Below are 11976 nucleotides of genomic sequence, written 5' to 3'. Positions count from 1 at the left end.
ACCGGGTGGCTCAATGGCGAGCCTAACGCGGCGACCGCACCGCGGGTGAGACGCAGACCACAGCAGACGGTCGTATCTACTCGGAGTGCATCGTGCAGGTAACGGCGACGTGGGTGCGGCGCCGACCGGCACCGCACCCACGATCATCAGATCAGTCCCGGGTCAGCTTGCGGTGCGTGACCCGGTGCGGACGTGCCGCTTCGACGCCGAGGCGCTCGACCTTGTTGTTCTCATACGCCTCGAAGTTGCCCTCGAACCAGAACCACGCGCCCTCTTCGACGTTGCCTTCCCACGCCAGGATGTGGGTGCAGGTGCGGTCGAGGAACCAGCGATCGTGGGAGATCACCACGGCGCAGCCCGGGAACTGTTGGAGGGCGTTTTCGAGCGAGCCCAAGGTCTCCACGTCGAGGTCGTTCGTCGGCTCGTCGAGGAGGATCAGGTTGCCGCCCTCCTTGAGGGTGAGCGCGAGGTTCAGGCGGTTGCGCTCACCACCGGACAGGACCTCGGACGGCTTCTGCTGGTCCGGCCCCTTGAAGCCGAACGCGCTGACATATGCGCGAGACGGCATCTCGTTCTGACCGACCTCAATGAAATCGTTACCGCCCGAGACGACTTCCCACACCGTCTTCTTCGGGTCGATGTTGGCGCGGGTCTGGTCGACGTAGCTGAGCTTGACCGTATCGCCCACCTTCACCGTGCCCGAGTCCGTCTCCTCGAGGCCCACGATCGTCTTGAACAACGTGGTCTTTCCGACACCGTTCGGGCCGATGACGCCGACGATGCCGTTGCGCGGGAGAGTGAACGAGAGGTCCTTGATCAGGACACGGCCGTCGAAGCCCTTGTCCAGATGGTCGACCTCGACGACAACGTTGCCCAGACGCGGCGGCGTCGGGATCTGGATCTCCTCGAAGTCGAGCTTGCGGTGCTTCTCGGCCTCGGCAGCCATTTCCTCGTAGCGGTCGAGGCGGGCCTTGTTCTTGGTCTGACGAGCCTTTGCACCCGACCGGACCCAGGCTAGCTCCTCCTTGAGGCGCTTCTGGAGCTTCTGGTCCTTCTTGCCCTGGACCTCGAGGCGCTCGGCCTTCTTCTCCAGGTACGTGGAGTAGTTGCCTTCGTAGGGGTGCAGCTTGCCGCGATCCACCTCGCAGATCCATTGCGCGACATGGTCGAGGAAGTAACGGTCGTGGGTGATGGCGAGGACCGCTCCCGGGTAGCTGGCGAGGTGCTGCTCGAGCCACAGAACCGACTCGGCGTCGAGGTGGTTGGTGGGCTCGTCGAGGAGCAGCAGGTCCGGCTTGCTCAGCAGCAGTTTGCACAACGCGACCCGACGGCGCTCGCCACCGGACAGGTGAGTGACGGGCTCGTCGCCGGGCGGACAGCGCAGCGCGTCCATGGCCTGCTCCAGCTGGGAATCGAGGTCCCACGCGTCGGCGTGGTCGAGATCCTCCTGGAGCTTGCCCATCTCCTCCATGAGCTCGTCGGAGTAGTCGGTGGCCATCAGCTCGGCGATCTCGTTGAAGCGGTCGAGCTTGACCTTGATCTCGCCGAGGCCCTCCTCGACGTTCTGCTTGACCGTTTTCTCCTCGTTGAGCGGCGGTTCCTGCAGCAGGATGCCGACGGTGGCCTCGGGGTCGAGGAAGGCCTCACCGTTCGACGGCTGGTCCAGTCCGGCCATGATCTTCAGGATGCTCGACTTGCCGGCGCCGTTCGGGCCCACCACACCGATCTTGGCGCCCGGGTAGAAGCTCATGGTGACGTCATCGAGGATGACCTTGTCGCCATGCGCTTTGCGCACCTTTTTCATCGTGTAAATGAACTCAGCCACCCAAGGGCTCCAATCTGGACTGGAAACGTGCAGCTCACCGGCTGCGAGAACGTACGACTCGCCTGTCAGCGTACCGTGACCACCTGTTCGGCCCGACCGTGAGCCGACACCGCGAGGAGTCCGGCTATCCGGTCAGTGATGCGACGCCCTCGTCGACATCCTTGTCGGCGACCTCGCCGCTTCCGTGGCCGTTCCGATCGCAGGTGGCCGCCTCTCCCACGGCCGCCGCTTCGACCGCGGCCTCATCCGACGACGACCCGACTCGCAGCCGCCCCGACCTGTCGACTCGAACACTGCACCGCGCGAGGTCGGGGCCCACTGCGCTGGCCCGCATCTCGAGGTCCGTGCGCGGGTCACCGTCTCTTGTGCGGTACTCGTTGGTGCGCAGTTCGCCGTAGGCAATGATCGGATCGCCCTTCATCAGCGACGCGCCCACGCCCTGCACCAGCCGGCGCCAGCAACTCACCGTCAGGTACAGGGTGCCGCCGTCGACCCAATCCCCCGACTCTCGGTCGCGTCGGCGGACGTTGCTTGCCATGCGGAAACTCATCACCGCTTCGCCGGATGCCGTCTCGCGCTTGACCGGATCGGTGATGACTGTGCCGATCACTGCGGCGTGCGTCTCGTACATCGACTTCCCCCTCGTCTGTCGACCACTTCTGTCTCGACCACTTCCGTCCCCCGCAACGACGAACGCACCGCTCGTTGGAGCGGTGCGTTTGACGATGCCGCGGATTCGGCACGGATTACAGGTCCGGAAACGGATGTGGATGAACCGAAGTCGCATCCCCAACAGCACGCGGATCGGTTGCTCGGCAGCGGGGCTGTCGGCGCGACGTGCTAGAGGCCGGCCTCCCGATCGCGACGCGCGAGTTCGGCGAACATCGCGTTGTGTGCGGCCAGTTCCGCGTCGTCGTCCCGCTGGGCGGCGCGATCGACCCGGCGCGCGGTCCGCTGATCGCTGCGCGACCACTGGATCAGCAGGGCGAGCATGATGATCACGAGCGGCATCTCGCCGGTGGCCCACGCGATCGACCCACCGAGTTGCTGATCACGCAACAGGTCCTCGTTCCACCCCAGTCCCAGTGACCGGTAGAACGTCGCGCCCATGACCTCACCCATGCTCATCAACGCGATGCCGAAGAACGCGTGGAACGGCAACGACCCGAACACGACCGCCAGTTTCGTGATGGGCTGCAGGTTCCGCGGTGACGGATCGACACCGATGACGACCCAGTAGAACAGGTAGCCGCTGAGGATGAAGTGCAGATTCATCAGCAGGTGAGCGGCGTGACTGTCGACCGCGGCACTGAAGATGCCCCCGAGGTAGAGCGCGTAGAAGCCACCGACGAACAGCGCGGCCGCCACCAGTGGATGGGTGAGGAACCGCGAGATCGGGCTGTGCAGGAAACTCAGCAGCCACTCACGGGGACCCGGCACCCCGTCCTTGCCTGCAGGGCGCAACGCCCGCAGCGCCAACGTGAACGGCCCGCCGAGCGCCAGTAGCACCGGCGCGAGCATCGACAGTGCCATGTGGGCACCCATGTGGACACTGAAGACAGCCGGCGCGTATCTGCCCACGCCGGAAGACGTCGCGACGAGCAGCACGAGGCAACCGGCGAACCAGGCGATCGAGCGGCCGAGCGGCCACGAGTCGCCGCGGCTGCGCAACCGGCGCAGACCGACGGCGTAGAGCACCGCCAGCACGATCGCAGCGGTGCCGAAGATCAGGTCGAAGCGCCAATCGAGGGCCAGTCGGGCGAAGGTCGGCGGCCCGGCGAGGTTGTAGCCGAGTTCGACCTCGGTGAGCGTCGGAATAGATTCCGGTGGCGGAGGCGGTGTGCGCCCCAGTCCAACCGCCAGACCGATGGTCGCCGCGAAGACGAGCGCCTCGGCCCCGGCGAAGCGGAGCAGTGCCCCACGAGACTCGGGATCCGCCGCCAGCGCGGGCAGCGACCGGCGCCGGTGGAACCAGCCGAATACGCCGAGCACGACGAGGGCGACGACCTTGGCGATGACCAGCCGGCCGTACGTCGTGGTGAGGACCTCGTCCAGCGGCATCCGCACGAACGCGTTCACGACACCGCTCACCGCCATGGCCACGAAGCAGATCGTTGCGACGAACGAGAAGCGGCGGGCTGCGACGTCGGAGTGCGCGCCACGCCTGCGGGCATGCGCGAGGAGCGCGAACAGGCCGCCGGCCCAGAACGCGGCAGCTACCAGATGCCAGATGAGGCTGTTCGTTGCGACATCGTGTGACCCGCCGGCCGACGAGTGCCCGGTGAAGGCGAGCGGCATCATCGTGATCACGCTCAGCAGCAGGAGGAACGGCGTCCATGCCCAGCGCAGCGCCAGCCGAGCCGCTACCGCGAGCACGACCGCGAGGCCCGCCGTCCACGCCCACGCCACGGCGTTCTCGACCTGCCCGATCGCCGACCACAGGTTGCCGGGCTCGATCGCCACCGTGAACGGCTGCCCGGAGGTGTCCGACAGCGTCAGCGGCACGAGGAGCACCGCGCACAGCGCCCACGCGAAAGCGGCGTGCGATGCCGCACGGACGGCACGGTAGCCGTCGACATCGAGGACACCCGACTTCTGCGGCGGCACCATGAACGCCGCGAACAGCAGCGAACCGACCGTGATGACTGCAGCCACCTCGCCGATCGCGCTGATCGCCGGCAGCCCGTAGGTTGTGAAGGGCCCCGGGTCGGGGATCCCGAGAAGTACCAGCGCCTGAGCGGCCGACATCGCCACGACCAGTGCGGCCACGACCCCCGCAAGGACGGCACTGACCGCGTACATGACGCCGGATCCGCTACTTCGCGCTGAAACGGGAGCGAGGTCGGACTGCTCTCGCAGGGGTGTTGCCATAGCCACCAGAGTAGGACCTACGACGTAGCGTCGGACATCCTGCCACGCACAGCCCTCTGCCCGTACTGTGCGGGCGCGCCGGTGGCGGCACGCGCGACGACGTCCAACATCTCACCGAGCGCCGAGACGGTGTGGGCCGACAGGAAGTGATCGCAGTACGGCAAGGCGGCAGACATGGATCCGGCAACGGGCTCGAAATCCGGTGCGCCTGCACGGGGATTGAGCCACACGAGGCGGTGGGCGCGCCGCCGGACGCGGGCGACAGCGCGGGCGAGATCGGCGGGTGTGTCGCTGTCCCAGCCGTCGGACGCGATGATTACGACAGCCCCGCGCAGCACATTGCCATGTGGTGAGGACAACAGCGCCGCGAGGCTTCCCGCGATGTGGGTGCCGCCGAATCGGTCCACGACGCGCTCGTTGGCCAGCGCCACCGCGACATCGGCGTCGCGGTGCGCGAGGACGGCAGTCAGCCGGGTGAGCCGGGTCGCGAACGCGAACACTTCCGCGTCGCGGCCGGTACCGCGCACCACCGCGGCACGCATCAGGTGCAGATAGACGTCCGCGTACCCGTGCATCGACCGACTCACGTCGCACAGCAGGACGATCCGGCGTCGCCGGACCCGCGGGCGGCACCGAACCGGCCGGATCGGTTCGAACCCCGTTTCGCGCGCACGCCGCATCGTCGCCCGCAGATCGACCCGACCGTAGCGGTGGGGCTCGCGGCGCCGACTGCGGCGGGTGGGCCAGTGCATCCGGGCCTGTTCGAGCCAGCGCCCCAGCAGCCTCAGGTCCTCGTCCCGGAATTGGCCGAACGGCTGGTCCGCGATCGCCTCCAGCGGGCTCGGCAGCCGCAACGTGAGCCCGATCGTCTCGACGTCGGCCTCGACGTCGTCCGGGGGCGCGATCGTTGCGGCGTCGGGACTCCCCGAGTCCCGGGTCACCCACGGTGGCGCCGACCGCGGCCTGCGGGACGTCGGTGCGGACGCCGCGTCGCCGGGTTCGTGACGGTCGACGCGGCCTCGGCCGCGACCCGCGGCCCGCGCGGCCGGATCGAGTGCCAGCACCCCCTGGTCGAACACGGAAGCGAAAACCGCGTCGAACCGGGCGAGGTCGCTGCGTCGTCCGACGAGGGTGACCCGTGCCGTCCAATACAGCCGTCTACGACCGGTCGGCGGTAGCACGCGCAGCGCCTCGGTGAACCGGGCCGCGCCGCTCGCCGACACCCGCACCCCGGACTCCCGCGCCCGTGCGACCAGTGCAACCGCGAACGCCGCCCGATCGACACCGCGCAGCAACACTGGGGACGAACCGGTCACCGACGCCGGGACCTCACGACGACGAAGACGACGACGGCCGCGATGAACGCCGCGATCCACGGTGCCGCGCGTCGTGCGATCGAACCGCCTGCCAGTTCGAGCAGGTCGAGGGGCTCCGGTTCCGGCCCCACACGAACCGCCTCCGGTTCGGGAACGGAGGTCACGACGGTGGGTTCGGCCGCGGCCTCGGCTGGCCCCTTTCCCCCGGCCCCGGCGTCGGCCGCAAGTTTGTCCTCGAGCGACGCCGCGAACTGCCCCATCAGTTTCGTGGAGACCTGCTGGATCATCCCGCTGCCGAACTGGGCGAGCTTGCCCACGATCTTCATGTCGGTGTCGACGGTGACCCGGGTCGCGCTCCCGGACGCGTCCAGGTGAGCGGTGATCGTCGCCGACGCGTTGCCGCTGCCGCGCTTCTCCCGTCCACGAGCGTCGATCACGGCGGTGTGAGACTTCTCGTCCTTCTCGACGAACGACGCCCGACCCGCGAACTCGCTCGTGACCGGTCCCACCTTGATCTTCACGGTGCCGAGATAGTCGTCACCCTCGCGCCCGGTCATCTGCGCGCCCGGTAGCAGCGGCGCGATGCCCTCGAGGTCGGTCAGCACCTCCCAGGCGCGGTCGATGGGTGCGTCGACCGTGAACTCGTCTGCGATCTTCATGTTGGTCCTCTCATCCGGTTGCCCCGCTCGCCGGGTATTCGCCGACCGCCTCTGCCAGCACGGTTCGATCGTCAGGGGTCTTCGCGAGGGCGCCGAGGCTCGCTAGCGCGTCGGCCGGCACCAGGTCGGCAGCCCCGAGTGCGGCGAGCGCTGCCAGCCAGTCGATGCTCTCCGCGACACCGGGCGGCTTGTCCAAGTCCAGTGTCCGCGCCGACGACACGAATTCGGTGACGCTCGCGATCAGCGCGGCGGTGGCGCCGGGCACGGTCCGGCGCAGGATCGCCGCGGCCCGTTCGGGCATCGGATAGTCGATCCAGTGGTAGAGGCACCGTCGGCGCAGTGCATCGTGCAGGTCGCGGCTGCGATTGGACGTCAGAACCACGATCGGGGCCTGTTCCGCGACGAATGTGCCGAGTTCGGGGACCGTCACCGAGGCCTCACCGAGGAACTCGAGAAGTAGGGCCTCGAATTCGTCATCGGCCCGATCGATCTCGTCGATCAGCAGCACTGGTGGCAGTCCGCCGCGGTGGCGCACACACCGCAGGATGGGACGTTCCAGCAGGAATCGCTCCGTGAACAGATCTGCCTCCTCCAGCCGCTCACCACGCGCCTCGGACAACCGCACGGCCAACAGTTGCCGCTGGTAGTTCCAGTCGTAGAGGGCCTCGTCGGCGGCCAGCCCCTCGTAGCACTGCAGCCGAACCAATGGTGCGCCCAGCGCCGCGGCGAGCGCCTTCACCGCCGTCGTCTTTCCCACGCCGGGCTCACCCTCGAGGAGTAGCGGGCGCCCCAGGCGCAGCGCCAGGAAAAGGGCGGTGGCGGTGCCTTCGTCGAGAAGGTAGTCCTGCGCATCGAACCGTCGAATCAGGTCGTCGACGCCGGTGAAGTAGGTGTTGGGGGCCGCGGTCACGACGCGTCCTGGTCCTGGTCGAGCAGCGCCCGGTATTCATCCCAGGTATCGACGTCGAGCGGGATCCGATCGTCCACCGGAATCTCGAACGCGTCGTCCGGGTGACGGTCGAACAGGCCCCACACGGCCTTGTCACCGCGCAGCATGGCCAGTTCGCCGAACACACTGCGTCCCAACCACAGTGGATGACCGAGTCCGTCCGTGTAGCGACACATTCCGATGTTCTCCATGGCGCCGCGGGATACGAGGTCGCGCACCGTCCACGGTTGGACACCGGGTTGGTCACCGAGCAGCAGCACGATCCCGGCCGCGAGCGGATCGACCTCGGGCAGGGCCGCTTTCACCGACGCCGAGCAGCCGCTGCCCGAGTCGGGGGTGTGGACTACGGTGCAGCCGCGTAGGTCGACAATGTCCTCGATCGCTTCGGCGGCCCCTGGCACGGTCACCAGCAGCTGGTGGAAACGGCAAGCCCGGGCTGTTCGCAACGTCGCGTCGAGCAGGGTCGCGCCGCGGTACGGCAGCAGTTGCTTGGGCCGCCCCAGTCGCCGAGACCTACCGGCGGCCAGCACCAGTCCGGTCACGAACATCGGGCTCGCTCCTTCTCATAGGCTCGCAGACACCCGGGCGCACAAAACCAGTAGTCCTCACCGTCGATCTGCAGGTGCGGGGTCTCGTCGTCGACGATGACGGTCATGCCGCACACGGGGTCGACCACGGTCAGTCGGGCGGTCTCCGACCCCGTTGTCCCGGTGACTGTTCGATCCGGCAGCTGCCCGCCGCGAATCTCACGGACCAACTCGGCGAGAATCGACACCGCGATCTCGCTCGGCGTTCGCGCTCCTATGGGCAGTCCCGCCGGGGTGTGGACGGCGGCACGCGGCTCGGGGTCGAGGTCGAGTTCGTCGAGGATCGCGGCTCCGCGGGACCGGCTCGCGACGAGTCCGACGTAACCGGCTCCGGCGTCGAGCGCCTCCCGGATCACGCTCGGCTCGTCCCCGCCGAGGCTTGCGACGACCACCGCCGATTCCCCAACGCTCGGTGTGGGGCCGCGCTGGACCTCGAGGTCGAGCGACTCGGCGAACGAGGCGACCGCGTCCGCGACGGGAGTCTCGCCGACAACCCTCACGATCGGCGCGGGCAGGCACGGCTGCAGGAAGATCTCGATCGCCCCGCCGGACAGGCACGGGTTCGTGACCACACGCGCCCCGGGGACATCCGGGTAGACGGGCCCGTCGTCAGGCAGGACCCGCAGCAGCAGACTCTCGCCCGTCTCGAGTACTTCCGTCGCGGCCTGCCGTACCGAGTTCTGCACGCAGTGGCCACCGACGAAGCCTTCGATCGTACCGTCCGCCAACACGATCGCGTCATTGCCTGGCGCCGACGAGGTCGGTTGCTGGGCGCGAACTACCGTCGCGCGGACGAAGGCTCGCCGCTCGCTAGCCAACAGTGCGGCGCGTGCACCGAGATCCATTCGCACCTCCCGTCAGATCGGCGGGGCCGCCCGACCCTGCATCGCCTCCCACACGCGGGACGGCGTCAGCGGCATGTCCGCGTGACGCACCCCGTACGGCTTCAACGCATCGACGACGGCATTCACCACGGCCGGCGGCGAGCCCACGGTCGCGCTTTCCCCAACCCCCTTGGCTCCGATGGGATGGTGTGGCGACGGGGTGACCGTGAATCCCGTCTCGAAGTGCGGCACCTCGAGCGCCGTCGGGATCAGGTAGTCCATGAACGAGCCACCGAGGCAGTTGCCGTCCTCGTCGAATGCGACGATCTCCATGAGCGCCATACCGATTCCATCGGTGATGCCGCCGTGAACCTGCCCTTCGATGATCATCGGGTTGATGCGGGTGCCGCAGTCGTCGACCGCGAGGAACCGGCGCACCTTCACCTCACAGGTGCCGGGGTCGACGTCCACGATGCAGAAGTACGCTCCGTACGGGTAGGTGAGATTCTCTGGGTTGTAACAGATCTGGGCTTCGAGGCCGCCCTCGATGCCGTCGGGTAGATCTCCGGCCCCATACGAACGCATCGCGATGTCCTGGATCGTCACCGCCGCCGAGGGGTCGCCCTTCACCTGGAACGCACCGCCGCGCTCGTCGTCCTTGACCCATTCGAGGTCAGCGACGGACACCTCGAGCATGCCCGACGCGATGATCCGCGCCTTGTCACGCACCTTGCGTGCGACGAGGGCAGCCGCCGCTCCCGACACCGGGGTCGAGCGGCTTCCGTAGGTCCCGAGGCCGAAGGGGGTGTTGTCGGTGTCGCCGTGGACCACGTCGATGTCCTCGGGTGGAATGCCGAGTTCTTCGCCGACGATCTGCGCGAACGTCGTCTCGTGCCCCTGCCCCTGTGTCTGCACCGAGATCCGGACGACCGCCTTGCCGGTCGGGTGAACGGTGAGTTCACACCCGTCCGCCATACCGAGCCCGAGGATGTCCATGTCCTTGCGCGGTCCGGCGCCGACGGCCTCGGTGAAGAAGGACATCCCGATGCCCATCAACTCGCCACGCTCGCGGCGCTCGGCCTGCTCCCGGCGTAGCTCGTCGTAGCCGATCATGTCCATCGCCTTGCGCATCGTCGTGGCGTAGTCGCCCGAGTCGTACTTCCACCCGGTCTTGGACGTGTACGGGAACTGGTCGGGGCGCAGCAGGTTCTTCAACCTCAGCTCCGCCGGGTCCATGTCGAGGTCGTACGCGAGGCAGTCGACCATTCGCTCGACGAGGTACACCGCCTCGGTGATGCGGAACGAACACGCGTACGCCACACCGCCAGGGGCCTTGTTCGTGTACACGGCGGTCATGTGGCAGTACGCAGCCTCGAGGTCGTAGCTGCCAGTGAAAACCCCGAAGAAGCCAGCCGGATACTTGATCGGGGCCGCGGTGCCGTTGAACGCGCCGTGGTCGGCCAGGACGTCGGTGCGGATCGCGAGGATCTTGCCCTCGCTGGTCGCGGCGATCTCGCCGACCATGATGTAGTCACGCGCGAAGCCGGTGCTGGTGAGGTTCTCGCTGCGGTCCTCCATCCACTTGACGGGCTTGCCGGTGACCAGTGATCCGACGATCGCGCACACGTAGCCCGGGTAGATCGGCACCTTGTTGCCGAAGCCACCGCCGATGTCCGGCGAGATCACCCGGATCTTGTGCTCCGGCAACCCCGCGACCAGCGCGTACAGGGTGCGGTGGGCGTGCGGGGCCTGACTCGTGGACCACAGTGTGAGCTTGCCGTTCACCGCGTCGTAGTCGGCGACGGCGCCGCACGTCTCCATCGGCGCCGGGTGCACCCGCGGGTACACGACCTCCTGTCGCACCACCACATCGGCCTTCGCGAAGACCGCATCGGTGGCCGCAGAATCTCCTGTCTCCCACTCGAAGCAGTGGTTGTCGGTCTTACCGTCCAGATCGGTGCGGATGACCGGTGCGTCCGGTGACAGTGCAGTGCGCGCATCGACGACAGGCTCGAGCGGTTCGTACTCGACATCGATCAACTCCAGCGCATCGCGCGCGGAATAGCGGTCCTCGGCGACGACGAACGCCACCTCCTGCCCCTGGAACCGCACCTTGTCGGTCGCCAGGACGGCCTGCACGTCGTTCGACAGGGTCGGCATCCATGCCAGACCCTTTTCCGCCAAATCGGCGCCGGTGACGACGGCCACAACCTTGGGATGTTCCTGCGCCGCCGTCGTGTCCACGCTCACGACCCGCGCGTGTGCGACCGGCGAACGAAGGATCGCCAGGTGCAGCATTCCGGGCAGTTGGACATCGTCGACGTAGTGGCCCTTTCCGCGGACGAACCTCGGGTCCTCCTTGCGCAGCATCCGACCGTGCCCGCACGGCTTCCCGTCGTTCGAAACGCTGTCGGGATCGACCGTCTCGGGCGCCTTGTCGAGCGTGGTCACGACGCACCTCCGGTGGTCACGTTGTCGGTGGTCGCGCCGCTGTGTTCGGCGGCCCACCGGATGGATCGGACGATCGTGGTATAGCCGGTGCAACGGCAGATCTGGCCCGAGATCGCCTCACGAATTGTCTGTTCATCAGGATCCGGATCGCGATCGAGTAGTGCGCGGGCGGTAATCATCATGCCGGGCGTGCAGAATCCGCACTGCAGTCCGTGGCATTGCATGAACCCTTCCTGCACGGGGTCGAGCACCCCGTCCCGCGAGAGTCCCTCGACCGTGCGCACGTCGCGCCCGCCGGCCATGACCGCAAGCATCGTGCACGACTTCACCGGTTCGCCGTCCACCGACACCACGCAGGTGCCGCAGTTACTCGTGTCGCAACCCCAGTGGGTTCCGGTGAGTCCCAATCGATCGCGCAGAAAGTGCACCAGCAGCGTGCGCGGTTCGATGTCGTCGTTGACCTCGGTGCCGTTGACCGTCATCGTCACTCGCAT

10 protein-coding genes are annotated in these 11976 nt (G+C 67.7%); all 10 read right to left on the bottom strand.

Annotation, left to right across the window (positions count from 1 at the left end; all coding sequences use genetic code 11):
• Positions 1-151: 151 nt before the first annotated feature.
• Positions 152-1825 (bottom strand): energy-dependent translational throttle protein EttA, encoded by a 1674-nt coding sequence (gene ettA, locus EGT50_RS02480; protein WP_127950997.1) that lies wholly within the window; start codon positions 1823-1825, stop codon positions 152-154.
• Positions 1826-1949: 124 nt separating this feature from the next.
• On the bottom strand, positions 1950-2456 hold the full coding sequence (gene ssb / locus EGT50_RS02475; RefSeq protein WP_127950996.1) for a single-stranded DNA-binding protein: 507 nt from the start codon (positions 2454-2456) through the stop codon (positions 1950-1952).
• A gap of 209 nt (positions 2457-2665) precedes the next feature.
• Positions 2666-4696 carry a cytochrome c oxidase assembly protein gene (locus tag EGT50_RS02470; protein WP_127950995.1) on the bottom strand — a complete coding sequence of 677 codons (2031 nt, stop codon included), beginning with the start codon at positions 4694-4696 and terminating at the stop codon, positions 2666-2668.
• A 17-nt stretch (positions 4697-4713) separates the two neighbouring features.
• Entirely contained in the window at positions 4714-6012 is a 1299-nt protein-coding gene (locus tag EGT50_RS02465; RefSeq protein ID WP_206615706.1) for a vWA domain-containing protein, read from the bottom strand.
• Positions 6009-6671 (bottom strand): SRPBCC family protein, encoded by a 663-nt coding sequence (locus tag EGT50_RS02460; protein WP_127950994.1) that lies wholly within the window; start codon positions 6669-6671, stop codon positions 6009-6011. Before EGT50_RS02460 ends, EGT50_RS02465 begins: the two co-directional genes overlap by 4 nt.
• 10 nt (positions 6672-6681) lie before the next feature.
• A complete protein-coding gene (locus EGT50_RS02455; protein ID WP_127950993.1) occupies positions 6682-7581 on the bottom strand; it encodes an AAA family ATPase in 900 nt (299 codons plus the stop codon).
• A complete protein-coding gene (locus EGT50_RS02450; RefSeq protein WP_127950992.1) occupies positions 7578-8168 on the bottom strand; it encodes a nucleotidyltransferase family protein in 591 nt (196 codons plus the stop codon). The genes EGT50_RS02455 and EGT50_RS02450 overlap by 4 nt, the downstream gene beginning before the upstream one ends.
• Entirely contained in the window at positions 8159-9052 is an 894-nt protein-coding gene (locus EGT50_RS02445) for an XdhC family protein (protein ID WP_127950991.1), read from the bottom strand. Before EGT50_RS02445 ends, EGT50_RS02450 begins: the two co-directional genes overlap by 10 nt.
• A gap of 12 nt (positions 9053-9064) precedes the next feature.
• A complete protein-coding gene (locus EGT50_RS02440) occupies positions 9065-11482 on the bottom strand; it encodes an aerobic carbon-monoxide dehydrogenase large subunit (protein WP_127950990.1) in 2418 nt (805 codons plus the stop codon).
• The gene (locus EGT50_RS02435) at positions 11479-11976 is read right to left on the bottom strand and encodes a (2Fe-2S)-binding protein (RefSeq protein ID WP_127950989.1); all 498 of its coding nucleotides are present in this window, start codon (positions 11974-11976) and stop codon (positions 11479-11481) included. The genes EGT50_RS02440 and EGT50_RS02435 overlap by 4 nt, the downstream gene beginning before the upstream one ends.

It is taken from the genome of Rhodococcus xishaensis (assembly GCF_004011825.1).
Lineage (GTDB): Bacteria > Actinomycetota > Actinomycetes > Mycobacteriales > Mycobacteriaceae > Prescottella > Prescottella xishaensis.
This window is presented reverse-complemented; position numbering and strand designations above follow the sequence as displayed.

Coding starts and splice junctions, on each gene's coding strand:
- ssb (WP_127950996.1), bottom strand. CDS start 2,456: ATGTACGAGACGCACGCCGCAGTGATCGGCACAGTCATCACCGATCCG.
- EGT50_RS02435 (WP_127950989.1), bottom strand. CDS start 11,976: ATGCGAGTGACGATGACGGTCAACGGCACCGAGGTCAACGACGACATC.
- EGT50_RS02450 (WP_127950992.1), bottom strand. CDS start 8,168: ATGTTCGTGACCGGACTGGTGCTGGCCGCCGGTAGGTCTCGGCGACTG.
- EGT50_RS02445 (WP_127950991.1), bottom strand. CDS start 9,052: ATGGATCTCGGTGCACGCGCCGCACTGTTGGCTAGCGAGCGGCGAGCC.
- EGT50_RS02470 (WP_127950995.1), bottom strand. CDS start 4,696: ATGGCAACACCCCTGCGAGAGCAGTCCGACCTCGCTCCCGTTTCAGCG.
- EGT50_RS02460 (WP_127950994.1), bottom strand. CDS start 6,671: ATGAAGATCGCAGACGAGTTCACGGTCGACGCACCCATCGACCGCGCC.